General features: G+C 66.3%; 6 protein-coding genes. 3 read left to right on the top strand and 3 right to left on the bottom strand.

The genetic code is table 11. The annotated features are described in order from the left end of the window. The first annotated feature begins 15 nt into the window (after window positions 1-15). The 3 genes from IG65_RS0123835 to IG65_RS0123825 all read left to right on the top strand — a co-directional run bounded on the left by IG65_RS0123835 (window position 16) and on the right by IG65_RS0123825 (window position 19,119). Entirely contained in the window at window positions 16-17,235 is a 17,220-nt protein-coding gene (locus tag IG65_RS0123835) for a LuxR C-terminal-related transcriptional regulator (RefSeq protein WP_231509382.1), read from the top strand. A 116-nt stretch (window positions 17,236-17,351) separates the two neighbouring features. Continuing rightward, a complete protein-coding gene (locus IG65_RS0123830) occupies window positions 17,352-17,597 on the top strand; it encodes a DUF2630 family protein (RefSeq protein ID WP_030517178.1) in 246 nt (81 codons plus the stop codon). A gap of 16 nt (window positions 17,598-17,613) precedes the next feature. After that, the gene (locus tag IG65_RS0123825) at window positions 17,614-19,119 is read left to right on the top strand and encodes a carboxylesterase/lipase family protein (protein WP_030517177.1); all 1,506 of its coding nucleotides are present in this window, start codon (window positions 17,614-17,616) and stop codon (window positions 19,117-19,119) included. A 1-nt stretch (window position 19,120) separates the two neighbouring features. Here IG65_RS0123825 and IG65_RS0123820 read toward each other — a convergent pair whose 3' ends face one another. From IG65_RS0123820 to cobF, 3 genes are all read right to left on the bottom strand, one after another. Further along, window positions 19,121-19,987: an Fpg/Nei family DNA glycosylase gene (locus IG65_RS0123820; protein ID WP_030517176.1), complete on the bottom strand. Its 867-nt coding sequence runs from the start codon at window positions 19,985-19,987 to the stop codon at window positions 19,121-19,123. Window positions 19,988-20,136: 149 nt separating this feature from the next. Then, on the bottom strand, window positions 20,137-21,099 hold the full coding sequence (locus IG65_RS36080) for a DUF456 domain-containing protein (protein ID WP_051756743.1): 963 nt from the start codon (window positions 21,097-21,099) through the stop codon (window positions 20,137-20,139). Window positions 21,100-21,230: 131 nt separating this feature from the next. Further along, the gene (cobF, locus tag IG65_RS0123810; protein ID WP_030517174.1) at window positions 21,231-21,983 is read right to left on the bottom strand and encodes a precorrin-6A synthase (deacetylating); all 753 of its coding nucleotides are present in this window, start codon (window positions 21,981-21,983) and stop codon (window positions 21,231-21,233) included. Window positions 21,984-21,997: the final 14 nt, after the last annotated feature.

The following is a 21,997-nucleotide window of genomic DNA, read 5'->3' as shown; positions in this document are numbered from 1 at the left end:
CGTGGCCTGCCGATGATGGCGGCCGCCGCCGACGAATCCGGCATAACCACGTTCGACGACGGCTCGGGCAAATCCTCCTGGTTCGAACTACACCGACCCGCACCAGCGGACAACCCCGCGGGGCCCGCCGTCGATGCCCCGCCCGAGATCGGAGATTCCGGCGCGGAACGTACCGATCGCCTGCGGGAGACGGACGGAGACACCCAGGACCTTATCGGTCGAAGGCCGCATGAGGATGTGCTGGAGGCGCGGGCACGGTTGCGGCGTGGGTCGGAGACGCTGCCACAGGTGTATGCGCGGTTGCAGCGCGGTTCATCGGATGAACTCGCCGAGAACGATCGTCTTCGTGAGCTGTTGCTGGACCCGCGACAAGCACCCTTGCCCGAAGGTGTGCTGACCCGGGAGATCGAGCTTCTGCGTGCGGGGCTGCCGGAACGACTACTCGAAACGGCGACGCCCGCCGAGCGACAGGACATACATCGCGCGCTCCGGCTGGCAGCCATGGGCCTGCACACCGCGTACACCCTGTACGGCGGTGACCCCGATGTGACGCAGGACGGTGAGCCTGCGGTAAACCGGATCGTCGGAGACCTGGAAAAGCCCGAGCACGGCACGCTGGCGGCTTACCACAACGGCGACGGCGTTCTGCGCAGCCTGGCGAGGCTCCGGCAGCATCTCGACAACCTGGTCGTCGCCGATGTGCCTATCAACCTCCAGGACCGCCTCGACGCGATAGTCGGCGAAGTCTACAGCGACGTTGTTTACGGCAACGGACGTAAGAGCAACAACGAGAGCGGTTACGACGAACTCCACTCGGCCGAACTGGTCAAAGCCCACGCCCGCCACCTCGGATATCCACCACAGCGGATCCAACGTCTCGGCCGCATCGTGTTGGGCACAACCTTCGACGAAGATACTGGCAGACAAGTCGGCAGATTGGACCCCGATCCTGTTGTCCAAGCGGTTGCCGGCATCGATCTGGATACGCTGACCGAGTACGACGCCCTCACCGACAGCAGTCGCCTGTCCTGCGAAGACAACATGTCGGCCAGATACCCCAAGGGTTTAACTCTCTCCAGGGCAATCAATTCGGAAATCGAAAGCATCAACCACTTCATTGCCGGATTCGCTGCGGAAACCGGCGAGGAAATCCGAGCGGAAGTTCTGCAATTGATTCGACTGGGTCTCGGCCCCAGCGTCGCAGCACGTCTCGATCGAAATCCGGACTGGAATCCCACCCGACCCGACACCAACCGCCTGCGCCCCCAATCCATAATTGAGATTCTCGAATTTATCGACCTCAAACCCGCGGTTGCGAAAAGGGCATATGCCGATCGACTCCTCGGGAACGTGAACTTCCTGGACCCCGAAAACGGATATCAGTACCCTCCGACCTGGACCCTCGAGAACAGGGCCCTCCGTGCCGAGCACAGAGACTTTCTCCGGAAAACGGCCTCACGCCTGCTCCACGAGGATCCGCACCATCCCGATTACCTCACTGCCGTCGAATTCCACAACGAAACCAAAAAACATGCCATCCGCATGCGTGCGAAGTACATGCCGCGGAAGGAAACTCGGACAGCGTCGGACCCCCGAATCGCGGAGTCCTGGACCAATCGCCGGCCATCCACCAATCCCGCCTCCAGCCTACTGACCCGCATCCGCGACCTCGGCGCCGATCCCGAAGCCACCGCGCGGGCCGAACAGGAAGTTCTCGACGAGTATCGAGAGCAGTGCTATGCGCGGGAACAGGCCCTCGGAGAAGAGTTCGTCGAAAACAAAGCTGCTGATCTTCGTCGGCAGGGCTGGTCCGCGACTAATGCCGAAGCCGAAGCGAAGCGCCAGGTGAACGGATATCTGCGTAGCGACCATGTGCAGGGGTTGATCGCTCACGACGCACTCGCCCGCGCTGCCGACCGGCTGGACCGGGCGCTGGGGTCTATCGGCAGCACGCCGGGTCGGGTGACGCTGGGAGCGACGCCGTGGTCACGGCCATCGGGACCCAACGAACCCGGCCCCATCAGCGAATTCGGTACCGCCGATGACAGCACGGGCCAATCCTCCGAGCAGGCTCCAGACCATGAGGACGGAGGCTTCATCGGTAGTCGGCCTGCCGAACGTGAACTGCGTTTCGCGGGGGTATCGCATAGGCAGTACCGCGACATGATCGAACAACGGATCCCACTGGGATTCAGCCGCGATCAGTGGGAAGAATGCGTCGACCACATGCGTCGGGCATTGGCACTCGACGGAATTACAGATGCCGATGTCCGGTTGTTCGGAACAGCTTCGAAATTCTATTCGGCGACTCCCGGAAAGAATTTTCCCCAGACCGTCGATGAGATGGAACGCATGGCAGCCGAATTTGCGTCCGATCTCACCCCGGAAGAGCGAAGGCGACACGTCGATAATGCCGCGCGAAGCTATCGTGAGGCTGGATACGACAATGATGAACACAAACCGGAAAAGGCATTCTTCGACAGTCGATACAGGCTCGGACTGGATAAGTGGCCGAGCGACTACGACTTCCAGCTCTGTAGCGATATCCTGGCGAGCCGTTTCGAAGACCTTGCTCATCGCGAGGGGATCGACATATACACGAAAGGTGACTGGTACAGTCCGTACCTGCTCGGTCGCGTGGCGCCCCAACTGCAAGCGTGGGTCCAACACTGGGAACGAGTCCAGGGCAGGTGGGTCAGCGTCGCCACTTACCCCGGCCGTGCAGCAGACGCCCATGCCGGCTCGGGAGACTGGATCGTCATACGCCCGGAATCCCCCACGGCCGAGTTGCGTCTCGACACCGAAGCTCCGGCCGCCGGTGTCGCCGACGAGCGCAGTCCGCAATTGCCGGCGCTGTCGGATGAACCGGGTGAGGAGGGTTCGAATCCGGCAGGACCGATCGGCAGCAGGCCGCACGACCGGGAGGCAACCGGAGCCGACGGCGTCGTTGCCGCAGAAGGCGGGACGCCGCTGACAGAGGGTGATGGCGTTCTTGCCGACGAGAGCGTGCCCGAAGGTTTCCGTACTGCTCTGATGACGAAGCTGTGGGGTCCGGGATCGTCCATCGAATCCGGAGGTGCGGTGGCGTCCGATCCTGCGGTGAGGAATTACTCGCGGCAAGAGCGCGGCATGCTGGCGGTCCTCGACTACGTCGCCGGGGCGACGTCCGGCTTCGTCGCCTCTGCGGTGAGCGAGGGGTTGGAAGCGTCGGTGATCGAGGCTGTTCGCGGCTTGGATCCCGCCGATCTCGAAGAGATGCTCGTCGATCTCGGTGCTGCGCGTGCGGCCATCGATGCGGTGGTGGCGCGGTGTGCTCGGATCCAGCTCCAGGGTGCGGTCACGAGTGCGGCACCGGCCGCACTGCCCGACGCCGGTGACTATTTGGTGCGGGTCAGCGCCCCGGACGGTTCGGATAGCTGGCAGACCAGGCGGCTGGTGCGCAGGATCATGGAGAACTGGGCAGGCGCCGGTGAGGTGGGATGGCCCGACGTCGATCAGGTCGACTCGGCCGAGCTGCTGGTGTCGGAGTTGGCGGGCAACATTCCGCGGCACGCCAAGACCCGCGGGTTCGTCATTGCGACAGTGACCGACGGTCCCGGCGCTCCGGTCATCCGAGTGGGGATTCGTGATTACAGTCGCACGCTTCCGACATGGCGCGCCCCCGACGGCAACGCCGAGTCCGGCCGGGGCGGCCCTCTGTTGAATATGCTCGCCTCCGATCACGGCGTTGTCCTACATCCGGACGGCAAGACCGTGTGGTTCGAAATGCGCGCCGAGCCGACCGGTGGTAGCTCTGCGCCGCGGGAGGCGGCACCGCCGGACCGGGGTCGGGGCCCGGCCGGCGAGGTTGCCAGGGAGAGCGACATCGACGCCGCACTGGCCGGTTTCGCCGATGCATTCCCCGACCTCGACGACGATTCGCCGGACCCGCGTTCCGGGCCGGAGGGCTTGATCGGCAACGCACCACACAGCCCGCGCGAGACCGGGCGAGCACAGCTCCCGGATTTGCCCGAGACCAATGCGGAAGACATCGATATGTACCGCGAGTACACCCGCTCCGTCGGCGGTCCGCGGCACGAAGCCATCTTTGCGCTCGCCGAGGCGATCCGTAATGGCGAGGTAGCTCCGCACCCGAATTCGGTATCCGATATCTCGGCGCTCACGGGCCGAGAACAACAGATCCTCCAGCTTCTCACGGAGCGGTTGTCTCGGCTGGAAATAGCCGAATTGCTCGGAGTTACTCGAAGTTTCGTCAATACTGCCGTGCAGAGAACAGTGCGCAAGCTCGGCGCACGCAGCGATGCCGAGGCGGTGGCGATGACGCTCGGCGTACTCGATCGCATACCGACATCGGCGGCTGCGGCGGCAGCCGAAGCGGATCCGATATACCTCGTCAATCCCCCGCATATCGCCAAGGCGCTTCGACTGCTGCCCGGCCTGGAACGAGAATTCACTCGGGCCGGTCTGGCGGATCCGCGTGGCGAATTCGCCGCTGCCGGCGCGGATTACCTGCGCACCCTGATCATGGTCACCGCCTACGAGCTCTCGCTCGGCCACTACGCGACCGCAGGAACGCACCTGTCCGCCGCCTTCGATGCGAGCATCGCGCTGCTCAATCGGTTCCCGGGAGCCGGCGCAATCAAGAACACGCTACGGCCGTTGTTCGAGATGCGGCGTGCTCTCATGGAAGCACCGCACGATGTTGTGACGTCGACGCAGGAACTCGACGACGGCAGTTCCACTCGACGGACTCTCGATCTGGCGGTGTCGTATCTGTACAGCATCGGACATCTATCGGAGGCTCCGAGTTCGGCAGCAACACAAGAGAACAGAGCCGCCGACCTGGTATCCGCGAGCGAATCGGATCCGGGCGATTCACTCGCGGACTTCCTGAACACATTGCGGGACAGAGGAGTCGATACCGCGACGTTGATGGCCGCGGCGCGGCGGGTCTACGACTATCTGCGCACCGACTCCGACTGGGGTGTGCCGCTCGACGAGATTGCAGAGCATCCGAGTTCCGAAACGCCGCTCGCCATCGCACCCGACATCCCGCTCGAAACGTATCTGCGTTCCGGCCGGCGTTCCGCGGTGGAGGACCCGATACCTCCGTCCGAGGTACTGAGGAACATCCTGCTCGAGCTGAAAGGTTCGCTGGAGCGCGGGATGTCGGCCACCGTCGCACCGCTGGACGTCCTGGAGGCCTACCGTTTCGTCGCGCTGTCGCTCGGCGTCGACGCAGACGTCACTGCCCGGAATCTGTCCGAGGAGATAGCGAAGAAGGTTCACTACGCCGACACCGACGCACAGGTCGATGCCGAGGTGCAGTGGGCGGCCCGCATCGCATCGGTGCGAGGAGGGGCCACCACTACGCCCCGCTGCGCGATCGCCGAACTCACCTTTATCGCCGAGCGGCTCGCGGGACTCTCCGCAGATCCCCGCCGATCACCGGTTCGCGTTCCCGACGCCGAAGCGGCGCAGATGATCGAACTGTTCGGAATCGGGGGGCGTGAATTCGCCGAGTACGCCGGCGGGCGATACCGCGAATATGCGGCCGACGATGCGAATACCGATCCGCTCACACCGCTCGTCGACGACCTCCGAAATCCGGACAAGCCAACCACGCTCGCCCTGCTCACCGTCGAACCACACGGTTCCCGCACCGACCGGCTCGACGGCCACGTCCTCACGCTCGGCGTCGACGAGAACGGCGAACTGTGGGTCCACGAAGTTCGCCGCAACCCGGACGACACCCTCGCCCTCGACCCCGAGGGCAACGTCGTCGATCACCTCCACCGGGGTGAGGACGCACGCGCCCGCCTCACCGAACTGCAGGCACCGGACGCGCAGCAACAACGACGCATCTTCCACGCCATCACCTACGACAGGAACGGCCGAGCCGAACGTCCCCTCCGCCGCAGCGACAACTGGACCAATGCGGAGTGGGAACAGGCACCCGGGCCGAAATCCCGCCTCGGACAGGACCACTCCGAGGCCAACCCCTACCGTGTGGAGAACGATCCGCCGACAACCGTGGTTCCGGTCGCCCATATCCGAGCTCGCTTCGCGGAACTTCAGGCGGCCGAGCAAGCGAATACTCGCGCGACCGAGCGGTTGCGGCAACTGACCGCATTCGCGAATGCGGTCGAGGATATGTCGGATGCCGCCGCCGCGGTCGCACGCACTCGCGCCGCGGCCGACGTCGAAGCCCGGCGGCAATCGGCCCTTGGCACCGTCAGCTCGATCGCGGTCACGGTGGAAGCCGCAGCCCGCGACGCGGCACGACACGATGATGCCGTCCGAATGCTCGCCGGTCTCGGCGCAGCGGTCGTCCCCCAAGTGCACCTGATGTACGCCGCGTTGTTCGAGCGCATGCGGGACGCGGCTCAGTATGTGGACGAAGCCGACGAAAGCGAATTCGAGAGCGCGGGCCGGCAGTACGAATCGCTGGTGCAGCTGGCCGACTGGCTCGATGCGCTGATCACCGTGCTGGAACGCACTTCACCGAAAGACCGCTCCCAGCAATACGAATCGCTGATCGCTCGAATCCCCCACGATGCAGACCCCCGCGCCCTGGAGCCGTCACCTCTGCAATCCTGGCTCGTGCGGGAGGCGATCCGAAGCGCCGACAGATCGGCCGAGCTGGAACGACGGGCCGCAGCCGCCGAACAACGGCATCGAGCCGCCGTTGCTGCCGTCGGTGATCTCGACCGACTGCTGGTCTCCACCGATCCACCCGCACCGGCCGACGTGGAAGAAGCCACCGCCACAACGGAGGCGCACGGGTCCTCAGTCACCGACACCGCGGAGTCGACGTTCGCCGAACAGTTCGCCGAGGATCCCCCACACATCCAAGCGCTGGCAGGCACCATGCTCGACCGGCAGCCGGTGAACGTCGCCCGGTTGGTCGAAGACGCACAGATCGTGCTGTTCGGCGAAACCCACACCAACCCGGCGGGACCGGCCTTCCTCGAACAACAGGCGGCTGCCCTGCGCGCCGCCGGCGTCACCCACTACGGCATCGAAGCACCCCCGCATCCGGCATTCGACGCCCTGAACTCGGGAGAGCAGGTCGACCTGACCGGGATCCTCTGCGGTCCGGGCTACGAAAACTACGCCGAGACGGTCAAGGCCATGGCCGCCGCCGGGATCACCATCGTTCCGTTCGATGTGAAGAAACCCTCCTCGCCCAGCGGGTCGCCCCTGCGTGACGTACGCGAATCGCATATGGCGCGGGTCGTCACCGAAACGATGCGGCTGCCGGGCGCGAAGATGGCGATTCTGGTCGGCCTGACCCACCTCACACGACAACAGCAGATGTGGTCGGATGTCACTGGCGCATACGGTATTTCACTGGCGGAACGACTGACCGACGCCGGGTTCGCCACCAGGACCGTGGCGATATGGGGCGGCGAACCGGATCGCCGGGAGACCGTCGACGAGGTCGCGCGCCGCCTCGGCCTCCAGGATGAAACCTTCGTCACCGATCTGGAGGAGGTTTACCACGCGGACCGCGGATTCGGCTCGTGGGAATCCGATGTGCTCCTTCACCTCGGAAGGCCGGAATCTTATCCAGCACAGGTCGACCCCGGTCGGCAGCTACAGCCGAGGAAACTCGGGTACCGGGAACCGCACGATCCGTCCTCGCCCGCCGACCGCACCGCTCCGGTCGCCACGAACCAGCTGCAACTGACCACTTCCGCCGATCAGCCCCGGACCAGCGAGCAAGACGCTATCGACACGGCTCGCGCGGATATCCGCCGTTTCGTCGCCGATTGGGCCAACCCGGACCAGGCGCGTTCCACCGCGACTCTCGGCTCGGACCTGGCGTCGATGTACACGCACGTGCGACGCGGCGGGAAGATCTCGGCGACGAAGTCGGGACCCCGGGGGGCTCGGACACTTCGCTTCGAAGTGTCCGACGTCGGCGCCGTGGCACCGAACCCGCTCACCGAGTATGCCGAAAGCAGGACCACGTGGCTGCTCCACCACCTGGCCCACCGGTTCGGCCTGGATAGCCGCCCGGACGGCACCACCACGATGTGGTTCGAATTCGACGAGGCGGGACCGGCTTTCAGCGAGTTCGCACTGGCCGCGGTGCATGGAACCGAGTTACCCGCCACCAACGCGGCCCCCGCGCCCCAGAGCACCGACGGCCTGATCGAGGGACCCTCGGATGCGATCGAAGCGAATCTGCGCCAGGAGGACCTGGGGTCCCTTGCAGCGGATCGGCCCGCGGAATCCGAGCAGCTGCCGCGGCCGGTACTCGACTGCGTTCCGTGGATCTCACGCATGACGCACGCGCTGGGCGCCGACGAGGCCGACGCCGACCCGGACCCCGAACGCCGACGATTGGTGGATCTGCAACGCAATCTCGCAGCCGGTCTCACCGAGGTCGACCTCACCACCGGATCGGTCGACCCCAGGCGACTCGCGATCGACAAACTCACCGCAGATCCCACCCTCGATACCGTCGTCGTTGTCGTCGGCCGAGGTGAAAAGGCGCACGCGTACTTGGCGACGAGGATTGGTGGCGACATCTTCCTCGGCGACACACTGATCGAAGGCGACCGCCCGCACATCCGGCCGGCCGTGACGTCCCGAGGTGCGATCGCATGGGAACCGACGTATCAGGAGGTCGACTACGCCTACGTCGCCGAATTCGAGAACGTCGGCGGCAGGCTCGTCGCCCGCACCACCCCGGACGATTCGGAGGTGCGCCCCGAGCACGCCGACCGAGAAGTAACCGGGCCGCCCGGGCGCAACCGCCGACCGCGACTGCCCGATAGGTTTCTCGGTCTGCGGTTGCGCAGGCCTGAAGCACCGGCGAGCACGGGCGAATCGGAGCCGAACTCCGCACCCGAGAACAAGCGGAAACGAGAGCTGCTGCGCGGGAACTCGCTCTACCGAACGCTGACGATCAACTCCTTCGCCACCGGTTTCGGTGACGAGGTCATGGCGCAGGCCCTGCCGCTGTTGATCATGGCCAATGACCCCAGCTGGGCACCCGTGCTCGGGCCGGCCAGCCAATTGCCCCGCATCATCGGATCGCCCTTCATCGGATATTGGGCCGACACCACTCATCCCGCGCGCCTGCAGGGCATCAGCCAGTCGCTCGGGCTTGTGGCCGCGGGGACGGCGACCGTCTGGATTGCCACTGGCGCAGCGCATCTGGGCCCCGTGCTCGCGACAACCTCGGCGCTGGAAGCCTTGGCAGCGGCGATCTACGGCGCTTCGGCCGGTCGTGCGATGAACCAGATCATCACCTCTGAAGAGAAGGTGGCCCACGCTCAACTGTCGACGCTGCTGGCGCGGGCACCGCGGGTGCTGGGTCACTCCGTCGCCCCCGCACTGGTGGAGTTCGGGCGGGCGATTCCCACTGCCCTCAACAGCGGGACCTATGCGTGGAATCTTGCGACCCTGTCGAAGTTGCGCGCCGCCGATATCCGGAACGCACCTGCGCCGCCGGACGCCGCTACCCGTTGGCAACGCATACGCAAGGGCAACACCATGGGCGCTCGGGCCGTGGTTGCCGACCCGGTGCTGCGCGGCGATGTAGCCACGGCCGGCTACGGCAATCTCTTTCTCGGTGTCCAGTCGATTTTCGTGTCCGCAACCATCGTCGAATCGGGTCTCAACGGCTGGCTGGCCGGAACGATGGTGGTGTCGGCATCGGTGGGAAGCATGGTCGGGTCCTCCATCTCCGGGCGGATGCTGCGGAGGCGAGTGGAGCGGCAAACCCCGGTCAACTACCGCGGGTGGCTGCTCGGCAGAGTCGGAGCCATAACGGGAGCCGCTGTCGCCCAGGCTGTTTCCAACGACCCCGCCGTCCTGGGCGCGACCCTCGCGGCATCGTGGGGGATGCTCGGCGCCGCTCGGACCCCCCTGAATCACTACCGAATCGCTAACGCTCCCCAAGATCTGCTCAGCCGGATCAATTCGGTCGACGACATGACCTCCCGGGCGGCGTCTGCCGTCGGTATGGCAGGCGGCGGAGCAATGATCCTGGCGATGGGGGCTCAGCCGACGGCATGGGCCACCGCGGCCGGCTTCCTCGGAATGGGAGCGGCGGCGCTGGGCCATCGCGTCCTGCTGCGCCTGCGTCGCGGATCCGACGCGCCGGAACAGACGGCTCATCCCGGCGACGACCGTCCCACCACCGAAGCCGCACCGCACCCTTCGGAGTCGGCAGCCGATACGGATGACGCACTGACCGTGTTGGCGCAAACGCTCTCGGCGCCAGCGGATTTCGCGATTCGCATCAGTCTCGACGCTGCCCTCACCGCCATCGGCCGACATGTCGCCGCCACCACCGACGACGCACTCGCCGTGGTGAATCCGCGTGCCGTCACCGAGTGGATCACTGCCTCGCTGGTTCTGGACCGGTTCATCGCCACGGAAACCGGGCGTGCTGCCGGTATGAACGACATGCGGCGCCTGCAACGAGTAGCCGCCGAACGCAACGAAGCGCTGGCTCGGCAGCTGGATCGCCTCTTCGATGTCACTCCCATCGCGGCACCCGCCGCACCGAATACCGGCGACAGTCTCGACGGACTTCGCCGACTAGCCGAGGCACACGGATCCGAACAGGCAAGGGTGCTGCTGGATACGATCGAACGCTTTCTCGCCGAGGCCGACCACGCCGAGGCGCCCGATGCGGATGCGCAGGTCGATGCCGAAATACAGCGCGCAGCCCGCACAGCCCCCGTGCGAGCCGGGTCTATCACCGACCCCCGCTGCGCAGTAACCGAACTCACCTTCATCCGTGACTATTTCGACAACACACCAATCGAGGTACCCGACGCCGACACCATCGCGATCATCGAAAACTTCGGCATCCATCCCCGCGAACTGGCCCAATACGCCCACGGAAAATACGTCGACCTCACCTCCGGCGATGAGACCGCGAGCAGCAGCACCCCCCTTGGAACACTCACCTCCAACATCGAAAACCCCGCCCACCCAACAGCACTCGCGCTCCTCACCATCGAATACCCCGGCGCGACCGGCGACCACATCGACGGCCACGTCCTCACCCTCGGCGCCGACCACACCGGCCAACTCTGGCTACACGAACTTCGCCGCAACCCCGACAACACCCTCGCCCTCGACGCCGACGGCAACACCATCGACATCCACCTCCACGGTCAGCAGGCCCACACCCGCCTCGCACAACTGAACCGCCAAGCCACCAAGTTCTTCGCCATCACCTACCGCCAAGACGGCCAACCCGAAAACCCCCTCAACCCCGACGACAACTGGACCAATGCCGACTGGGAGACAACACCCCGGCCGCAAACCCGCATCGGCCAAGACCGCGGCGATGATCCCCTCGACGCTGCTCAGGTCGTGCGCATGATCCTCGACAGCCCATCGGTGCCGGTGCACTGGCAGCGGGCCGCGGAGTTGCCGGATGATGTTCTGCTCGCGTCGGCCGTCGACACGGATGTCGATCTCGACGAAATCCGTCGGAGGTGGGAAGCACTCGCGCGTGACTATCCGGAATCGGGATGGCGCGGCGGCGGAGGGCTGGTGTTCCGTGGCGACACGCGTCCCCACACTGTCCCGTGGGCGGACGGGTTCGTTCCGTTGTCGCAGCGCGACGGCAAGGTTGTCTACACGACGGTGCGCGTGAATCGAGCGGGCGATTACGGCGAATCGGTGGTGATGGACGATGAGACCTCACAGTGGAGCGTCGTCCATCGGATCTACGTCATCGACGCGCCCGGTGGTTTCGGAGTGGTGGACGAGAACGGCGGCGTCGTCTCCGTGCACTGGCCGGGGGGCTTGCGTAGCGACCGCATCGTAGGCTGCTTCGAGATTCCCGCCGAAGTCTGGCAGCGCGATTTCGCGGCCCTTGCCGACCAATTGCCGCAGTACTGGCGGCCCAATCCCACGTACCGGCCGTCGACAGCCCCTCCAGACAGCACACTGCGAGCAGGCATCCCGGGGGATGCCTCCGAAGACCGCCCACGGGGTTCCAGGACCGATCGACCCGCTGCACCGAATAATCCCCTGCCGGCCGATACGGATCCGACCGCGACTGAACAGCGCCTCGCCCAAGAGGTGCTGACCGACCTTCGGGGGTATTCCGGGGCGGGAGATACCGAAGCTGACAACCGATCGCGCAACCGCGTCGACCCGAGCGCGATCGACCTCGGCGGCGAGGACGAGTCCGGCGAGGTTACCTCCGGCCGGGAGCAGCCGACCCTGACCGCGCGACAACGCCGGATACTCGAGCTGCTCACGCGAGGACTACAGGCCGAGGAAATCGCTGCCGAACTTCGGATCCCGGTCGACACCGTGGAAACCGATCTCCAGCGCGCCGCGAGCGCGCTGCATACCTCAGACTCGATGTCGACAGTGCTGGCGGCGGATCGCGCCGACCTGCTCGACGACTCCGTGGTCGGTTCTCTGGAACCGCCGGCCCCGGTCGTGCTGTCGGGCGCAGACTCCGAGGCGGACGTCCTCCTGCTCCTGGTCGAGGGGATGTCCCGCCAGGCCATCGCTGACGAGTTGGCGATCGACCGCCATTACGTACAGGCATTCATCAACCGGCTGTATCGCAAATTCGGCGTCGATAATCCCGTTCGGCTGGCACTGGCGGCACAACGACTGGGCATGGTCGACGAGGACGGCGCGATCGACAGCGACTCGATCGCGCCGCCGGACGCGACACTCCCGGAATTCACCGGTTCCGCGCCGGCGGCAATGCTGACTGTCGACCTTGGGGCCGGGAACCGGACGCCGTCGGCTCCCGAGGCGGACTACGAACTCTTACCGATGAATTCGGATGCACCGTACGTCCCCGGAATGGCCGACGTCCTCGACTGGGTTGAAGTGCACTTCAACCACGAAGGATTGATTTGCGATCCGGCTGGAGTCGGATACACGACCGGCCCACAAGGCGACAATTTCTGGTTCACGCCGCACAGCAGGCGAACGACGCCGTATCCGCACCAGCATTTCATGCTGTACAGCACGTTCGACGAACCCGGGCACTGGGCCTACTCGGCCGGCCACTGGGTAGTCCACGGCGGGCGTGTGAAATCGATCATCTTCGGCAGCGGTCTGGCCAGGACACACCTGCGCGTGAAGCACCTCGCCCAGACTCTCCACGATTTCGCGCAGCACATCGACCTCGCCGATCCGGAACTCGATGTCGACGACGGAATGCAGGGCGAACTCTGGCGCAGGCAGCGGCCGCCCGGCACACCGAGTTTCGACCAGTTGGTGGACAGCCACGGTGCCCCGATCACGACGGCCGGCCCCAACGCCGAGTCGATGTTCCGCGGTGCCACCAAGGACTTCTGGGTCCAAGTCGACGACTTCGTTGCTACCGATGCGGGTGTAGCGATCACGATGTCGGTCGGCCGGGTGCTCGGCGGGGAAGGGCGCTGCACCCTGCTCCTCGAACGCCGCAACGGTGTGAGCACCGCTGTATACACGCAGCGTGATTTGGCTGCGGATACCGAATCGGTCGCCGCCGCCATGGAGACCTTCCATACCCGCGTAGTTCAGCCGTGGCTCGACGAATCAGGTGTTCCCGATCCGACATCGACAAACTTCGCCGGAGCCGACGCACCGGAAACCTCACACAATGCAGCACCTATCGAAGGCCGGCCGACGCCATGGCGCACTCACCTCGAGTCCGATGCGCTCGACCGTAGCCGGGCCACAGAAGCCGCCGAGGAAGCTGAACCACAGGCAAACCCGCATGCGCGTACTCCGTGGTTCGAGGCGGTCGCGATCACGGTCGACGAGAATCGAGACACTCTCGAGGCACCACATCATCAGCCTCGTGATACCGAACAATCCCCCGACCTCCCGAGCGTCCAATCGCCGGATGAGATCGGATCGCGGCCGACAGATCCCATCGGCAGCAAGCCGACCCTGTATGTACCCCAACCCCACCGGCTCGCAGCGGAACTACTCGGTTTGGACCCGAGCTTCGCCTACATCGATGACCTGATGCGGATCGCGGCAGGCGAACCGCATGGCCCCGCCTGGATCGACAGCCCTGATTACTGGGAATGGCAACTGAATTGGCTGGCCGAGCGTGGGCCCCGGCTCAGTACGCTCGCTGCTTTCTGCGCCGCCGCCCTCGAGGCCGAAACCGTTCTCGGCCTTCCCAATACGAGCGGCCGACGGTTGCTGCTCGCACAACTGCGGCCCCGGACACCCGGCGAGATGATGGCGATCTACAAACTCGAAACGATGCGGGCGGACGAGCCGGACCGGCCGAGTGGCCCGGATACCGCGGCACATGCCAGCGCCATCGGCCGCGTCGAGCGCGAGCTGTCGCTGGACGAACTTCCGCAGTACGCATACCTCCCGACGGTGGCGGCGCGGCCGGTCCTCCAGGCCGATCGCGACCTGACCAGGAAGTATCAGTCACCGGCCGAGTTCGGGTATTTCGATCCGATCCCGCGGGACGGGGTGTTCGGGGCGAACTACCCGGGCTGCCGCGCCCTGGACCGACAGTCGCCGGCGTACCACCGAGCGCGGCACGCGGGCGACAGCCTGCTTCCGATGATCGCCTGCCGATCCGTGTACGACCGCTTTCTGAACCACTGGATCGAGCCGTATCAGTTGCGTCACGCCGAACAGTTGCACGACGGATTCCAGGGCACGAGGTCGTCGCCGGAGAATCGTATTGCCCAGTGGTTCACGTCGGTCGTCGCGGACGTGCTGGCCGCTCCGCCCGATGCCGCCCCTGAGATACTCCACCGTGCCCTGCACTCGCAGCTGCGCCGCCGAACCGGTAGGTCCGTCCCCACGGACGATGCGCATTGGCGGTTCGTATCGGCAGTGCACGAGTTGCTGAGCGGAGACTACGACTTCGGCCACTACCTCCAGAGTCGCGACCATCCGGAAACCGAGGGATATGTCCGGACCGTGCGCGAGACCGTCCTGCGCCGTCATTCGCCGACGGCGGTCGCCCGAGTTCCGTTCATCGCCAACGTCATCGGTGCGTCCCCCGCCGACGCGAACCCCAGCGCACCCGCACCGGACAGCCCTCGGACCGAGCCACCGAAAGTCGGCGAATACGTCAGGGGCGAAACCAAGCTGACCAACGCCACTGACTCACTGGCCGACCCCAAAGCAGTGGATGAACCGCGAAATCGCATGCCACTTCTCCACGGCCTGCCCGGCGACGAACGACAGCCGAGCATGGGCTCCGGTGGTCCGCGACTACTGACGCCTCTGGGGCAACGTCGCGGCCGTGGCGCCAGGCCGCCTTCGCTCGATGGAGTACTCGATGGTCGGAGCGAGATCGAATTCGTCGATCCGGGCGTCGATCGAGGGAACAGACGGGGACGTCGAGGTGACGTCCCGAGTGTGTGGCACCGCTTCGGCAGTGACGACTCGACTCCGGACCCCATCGAGCTTTCCCCCGCTCTCGGTCGTGCGCTTCGTGCTGCCGAGGCGGACGCCGAGGACGTGGTCACCTATGCGCTGCAACCGGCGCAGGCGCTCGGCCTGGATGCGACGAAGCTGCAGCAACGCGCCCCCGAGGCAATCGCGCGCACGGTCCAAGCGCTGCGGAGTCGACAGCGCCGGCGATTCGAATCGGTTCTACGCCGGCTCGTAGCCGACGACGCGTTGACCGAGTTGCTCGACCATCAAGACGCGATTTCCGAACTGGATGAGCGCGTCCGCTCGCTGCCCCGGCATCTCGAAGCCGCGAAAACATACCTGGACGAGGTTCGCACAGCGCTCGCGATCATGGCCGTACCGGAGCTGTTCGCAGCTGCCGGAGTGAGCCCGTTCATCCATGACGACGGGCAGGTTGTGGAGGCGATCGGATACACCTCGGACGGACGAGTGATCGTGGCATCGCCACTGCGCGATCAACATGCGCTGCTGGACCTGCAGGTGCCTGGGTTCCGCCGACAGGCTCCAGAAAACGGCGTGTCGATCGAGTACTGGCACGTTCGTATCGACGACCAGGGACGCCTCGTCGTGGAAACGATATCCGGAGCACATCCAGACCCGGAGCGCACCGCCTACTACTACCGCGACCGCGACTACGTCTGGTGGCGTAAGGACCTGGCCGACGAAAGGACGTTCGCCGAGAAATGCGCAGAGGCCCTTGCCTCGGGTGAGATCGCTCGCGAGCACGTGAAAGGCGATACCGGAGATGCGACGATGTCCGCGGGGGTATGCATTGTTCACTACCGCAACGGATTTCGTCACATCGAGAAGAAGGTACGCGATATCGATCAGCGCGACGCCGAGAAGCTGGCGGCCATCACCCTCGCGGACGCCGGCTCGCGGCCTGCCGAGGTACTGGGCGCGGATGAAATCCTGCCTGGCGGCAGCGAACTGGTGTTGCTCATCGAGTATGTGCCCGGATTCGACGCGAGCGACATATTCGGGGATTTCGAAGACGCTTGGCGAGATTTCTTCCACACTCCGACCGGGCAGCGTCTCGGTCGGGGCGATACGCTTGTCCACCCCTGGGACAGACATGAGCGCGGGAGCAAGAACTGGCGACTCCAGCTCGGTTTCATCGTTCGGCCGATCGACAACGGGAACGCGTACCAGGACGCACTACCGCCAGGGGGATTCACCCTTCACTACGCCACAGGCGTGAACGGAAAGATCGAGTGGCGGAAGCACTACACTCCGCGTGCGGAGCTCGAGGCGGTCCGGGAACGAACACTCACGTCGAAAGCGGCATACGATCGGCGCAACCGAGCCGAGTGGTACCAGGACGTGATCGACAACCTCGTCCGAATCGAAGCGAGCGCCTGGTACAACACACCAGCCGACAATGCCGAGGCGGTGTTGACACTCACCAACCTGCGGGACGTACTGGCCGAAAGACTCAACCTTCCAGGCGCCCGCAACCTTCCGCACCCGTACGACGAATTGACTCCGAGCGACTGGCGTACGGTGATTGCGTCGAAGTATGAGAGCCTTCGCCGATTCCGTGAAATGGGCTTCCCGGCCGACCGGACGGCTCGCGATCTCGACACACTCGACAAGTTGACCAAGTTGCTCTTGCACGCGCAGATGCGGCAGGTCACCCCCGATGCGCTCGACGACAGCTGGGTCATCGACCCGGACAGCGACACCGTCGGACAAACGCTGACCGAGGTCTACCTGGATGGTCTCGCAGTCCGTTTGGCCGACGTGGAGGCCGCCGCGCGATCCGTGAGTCATGACGCCGAGTCCCACATGGCCTGGGTCGAGGAAATCGGCCCGGAATCCGGAAGCCAGGCGTGACCGAATCGAGCAGTACTCTCGGCCCCATCGAGTAGGCACACGTGATCAATGTGGCGCCTCCGCAGGGATCCGCCAGGGCCGAACTACATCCCGCACCATCGCCGTACCATGGCCTCATGACCGAACAGGACATCCTTGCCCATATCCAGGACCTGGTGAAGCAGGAGCATCAGCTGCGGTCCAAGGCCACCAGCGGGGAACTCGATCCCGAGACCGAGCGGGCGAAGCTGGCCGATCTCGAGGTGATGCTGGATCAGTGCTGGGATCTGCTGCGGCAGCGGCGGGCCCGCATCGATCAGGGCGGCAACCCGGACGAGGCCCAGGCCAACCCCGTGAAGCAGGTCGAAGGGTACCTGCAGTAACGGTTAGCATCGGGGAATGGTTGACATCACGACCGCCGACGGCGTTGTCCGCGGTCTCAGGCGTCGTCGCATCGTGCAGTGGCGTTCGATTCCCTTCGCCGCGCCGCCGGTCGGCGATCTTCGTTTCCGCGCGCCGCAGCCCGTCGAGAGCTGGTCCGGGGTGCGCTTGGCCACCGAATACGGATTCGCCGCGATGCAGCAGCGGGACGGCGCCCGGATCGGACCACGCGGCCCGCAGCCGACGAGTGAAGACTGCCTGACCCTGAATGTGACCGCGCCCGCGGAACCGGCCACCACACCCCGGCCGGTCATGGTGTTCATCCACGGTGGCGGTTACGTGCTGGGCACCTCGGCGCTGCGGTTGTACTCCGGCGCCCGGCTGGCATTGCGCGGCGATGTGATCGTCGTATCGTTCAACTATCGGCTGGGCGCCTTCGGCTACGTCGACTTCGGTGAATTCTCTACGGAGACAAGGCCGTTCGAATCGAATCTGGGTCTGCGCGACCAGGTGGCGGCGCTGCAGTGGGTGCAGCGCAATATCGCGGCCTTCGGCGGCGATCCGAACAATGTCACCATCTTCGGCGAATCGGCCGGCGCGCATGCGGTGGTCGGCCTGCTCGCCACCCCGGCCGCGGCCGGGCTGTTCCACCGCGGCATCGCGCAGAGCGCGCCGGCGGACTGGTCGCTGACGGCCGAGGCGGCGCGGATCTTCGCCCGGCGCTGCGTCGACAACCTCGGCGCCACGCCGGAACAGGCGGCCGAGGCGCTCAGCACCGCCGGCTCGAACGACATCCGCAAGGCCGCCGATCGCGCGATCGGCGATGTGCTGTGGCGGCAGCCGGGCAGCTTCCCCGCCGCCCCGGTCGTCGACGGCGACTTCCTGCCGATGGATCCGATCGACGCCATCGCCGCCGGGCGCGCTCACGCCGTCCCGCTGATCATCGGCACCAACCGCGACGAGGCGACCCTGTTCAAACGCTTCGATCGTTCCCTGCCCACCACCGCCGAACAACTGCACGTGGCGCTGTCGCGATGCGGCGACGCCGACCTCGAAAAACGGGTCGTGGCAGCCTATCCCGGGTATCCGTCGCGTCGGGCGGCCGTGCGCATGGGCGGCGACTTCGTCTTCTGGCGGCCCACCGTGGAGGTGCTCGAGGGCCACAGCCGCCACGCCCCGACCTACGCCTATCGGCTCGACTACGCGCCGCGCGCGGTGCAGCTGGCCGGTTTCGGCGCCACCCATGCCCTCGATCTGATCCCGGTGTTCGGCGGGGTGGACAGCCCCATCGGGCGCGGGCTCACCGCGACCGGCGGCTATCGGGACTTCCTCGCGGTGCAGCGCGAATTCCAGGACAACTGGCTCTCGTTCGCCCGCAAAGGCGAGCCGCTGCCGTCCTGGCCGCAGTACACCGAGCAGCGCCGCAGCACCCGCATCATCGACAGCCCGGCTCGGGTGGAGGTCGATCCGGATCGTGCGAAACGCCTTGCCTGGCAAGGAGTCCGGGTTCCCGCGCCGGTCTGACCTACTTCAGCAGCCGGGACATGCGCCGGTCGGCGAGGATCTTGCCGCCGGTCTGACAGGTCGGGCAGTACTGGAACGATTTGTCGGCGTAGGCGACTTCCCGCACGGTGTCACCGCAGACCGGGCACGGCAGTCCGGTCCGCGCGTGCACCTGCATGCCGGAGCGCTTCTCCCCCTTGAGCCGGGCCGCGTCCTGGCCGACGGAGCGGGTGATCGCGTCGGTGAGGATTTCGCGCATGGCCCGGTACAACTCGGCGACCTTGTCCGCACCGAGCGTGGACGCGGTGGCGAAGGGCGATAGCCGGGCGGCGTGCAGGATCTCGTCGGAGTAGGCGTTGCCGATGCCGGCCAGCACGGTTTGATCGGCCAGCACGGTCTTCAACCGTTGCGAGGTGCCGGCGAGGAGTTCGGCGAAGCCGTCCTCGGAGATCTCGAGTGCGTCGGGGCCCAGGCGGGCGATGCCCGGCACCGACTGCGGATCCTCGGTGATCCAGACCGCGAGCCGCTTCTTGGTGCCCGCCTCGGTGAGATCGAAGGCGGGTGTCGCGCCCTCGCGGGTGAAGAAGTGGACCCGCAGTGCCAGCGGGCCTTTACCCGGTTTCGGCGGCGCGGCGCCCGGTTCGTCGATCCAGCGCAGCCAGCCGCCGCGGGACAGATGCGTGATCAACCACAGGCCGTCGCAGTCGAGGCCCAGATGTTTACCCCAGTGCCCGGCACCGGTGACGTCGCGTCCCGACAGCGCGGTCACCGGCGGATCGAACGTTTTCAGCACACTCAGCGCCGCGACGTCGACCCGCCCGACAACCGCGCCTACGGCATGCTCGACCAGAAACTGTTCGAGCGCCATGATCTCCGGCAACTCGGGCATTCCCGCAGCCTACCGGCGTCCACCGACAACCGGCCGCTTTCACACGGCGAGCGGAGACCCGGCCGATGCGAACGGCCGCGTTCCCACCGGGAGAACGCGGCCGTCGGCCTCACGGCGCGCGATTCGATCACCGCGGCACGCGACTCGCATCACATCTGGGCGGGCCCCTGCTGCGGCGTGGCCACACCGGGGGCGACCGCACCCTCGATCGCGCCCACTCCGGCGCCGATCGCGGCACCCGCGGCAGCGGCCGGCGCCGCGATCACCGCGTAACCGATGGCGGCGCCGACGATCGGCATGACGACCAGGCCCGCCGGCAGGAACGGGATCCCGGCGATCAGGCCGGCGACCGCGCCGACCATCGCGCTGGTGCTCGCGATGGGGCTGCTGACGATATTGCCCACGCTGGACCCGATCACCGCGCCGCCGAGGGTGTCCGCGGCGATGCGATCCGAACGCGACGGCTCGAATCCGGCGGAGTCCATGGTCTGCGCCAGCCCGGCCTCGGCCTGCGCGGCGGAATCGTTGATCTGCCCGGTCAGCTGCGGATCGATGAAGTCGGGCCGCGGCGTCACGACCGAACCGATCCGGATGGTGCCCTCGGGCGCCTTGATCGGCGCCACCGGCGGCGCCGGATGGGCGAGATCGGGCAGATGCAGTGCGCCCGGATTCACCATCGCCGGGGCGGTGAGATCGGGCACCGCCCGAGTGCTGTTCGCGGCGTTACGGTTCGACGAGATGGAGCCGGGGGCGGGCGCGGCGGCCGGCGCGGTGGCGTCGGCGGTGGTGGCATTCGGTTCCGGATCCGCGATCGGCGCGGCGAACGGCGGCACGGCCGGGTCGGTCGCCGCGCTCGGCTGGAACTGCCAGGGGCTGGTCTGCGCGACCGCGCGTGCCACCGCATCCGCCGCGTTCGACACGCCGGCGGCGACGGTTCCGGCGTCCGGCAGCATCCCCGCGGCCGGGGCCACACCCGAATCGGTGGTCGGGGCGGCCGCCCCTGCCACGCCCGTCTGCCACAGTGCCACGGTCAGTGGCAACGCGCCGAGGACGAGTGAGGAACCAACGCGCCGGCACCACTGTCCCGATGCCGCCGAATGCTGCCCTGCCATGAAAACCTCCAGTCGGATACCGATCGATTGACAGTGATTCGAACCGGCCGGTGGTGTGGATCACATTCGTATCGATTTATTCCACAGCAATTTTGGAGCTATTTCGGACATGTCCGCGGAACGACGGGCGGCTAACCGATTCTGCGCAAAAGGTATATGTCCATCACCCACCCCTTCGCCTCCCGAAGTTCGTTGCGGCGCCGCACGATTCGATCCTCCACCGCGCGCAGCGGCCCCTCGATCAACGTCTCGTCCGGCATCCCCAGGTAGGCGCCCCACCAGATGTGCAGATCGTCGCCCGGCACCTGCGTGAACGAACACTCGCCGTCGAGCATCACCAGTGTCGGCCCGTCCGCCGCCACGCCCTCGGCGCGCACGCGGCGACCGGTGGTGATGTGCACCGGTTCGCCGATCTCGTGCAGCACGATGCGGTGGGCCGCCGCCAGGGCCTGGGCACTGGTGACGCCCGGGATCACCGCGTACTCGAATCGCGTTCCCGCGTCCAGCACTCGCTGCACCATCCGCAGGGTGCTGTCGTAGAGCGAGGGATCGCCCCAGACCAGAATGCCGCCGACCCCCTCGGTGGCATCGAACGCCTCGGCCAGCAGTTCGGCGCGGCGGCGATGCCAGTCCTCGACCACCTCGCGATAGTCGGCGGCGTCGTCGACCGTGCGTTCGCGCGGTGGATCGGCGATGGCCACCACGCGATGTTCCGGATCGGCGTGTGCGGCGAGGATCGCGGCGCGGACCTCGGTCAGTTCCCGCTTGGTCTCCCCCTTGCCGATGACGAAGAACGTGTCGACCTGCCGAATCGCCTCGACCGCCTGCACGGTCACCTGCCGGGGATCCCCGGCGCCGATTCCGATCACATAGAGCATGCGCACGGTGCCCCAGGCTA

The sequence above is a fragment of the Nocardia sp. NRRL WC-3656 genome, from assembly GCF_000720265.1.
GTDB classification, from domain to species: domain Bacteria; phylum Actinomycetota; class Actinomycetes; order Mycobacteriales; family Mycobacteriaceae; genus Nocardia; species Nocardia nova.
The sequence above is the reverse complement of the archived record's forward strand: the minus strand, read 5'-3'. Positions and strand labels throughout refer to the sequence as shown.

Excerpts from the sequence above, each read along its gene's own strand:
- IG65_RS0123835 (WP_231509382.1), top strand. The coding sequence starts at position 16 with ATGGCGGCCGCCGCCGACGAATCCGGCATAACCACGTTCGACGACGGC.
- IG65_RS0123830 (WP_030517178.1), top strand. The coding sequence starts at position 17,352 with ATGACCGAACAGGACATCCTTGCCCATATCCAGGACCTGGTGAAGCAG.
- IG65_RS0123825 (WP_030517177.1), top strand. The coding sequence starts at position 17,614 with ATGGTTGACATCACGACCGCCGACGGCGTTGTCCGCGGTCTCAGGCGT.
- IG65_RS0123820 (WP_030517176.1), bottom strand. The coding sequence starts at position 19,987 with ATGCCCGAGTTGCCGGAGATCATGGCGCTCGAACAGTTTCTGGTCGAG.
- IG65_RS36080 (WP_051756743.1), bottom strand. The coding sequence starts at position 21,099 with ATGGCAGGGCAGCATTCGGCGGCATCGGGACAGTGGTGCCGGCGCGTT.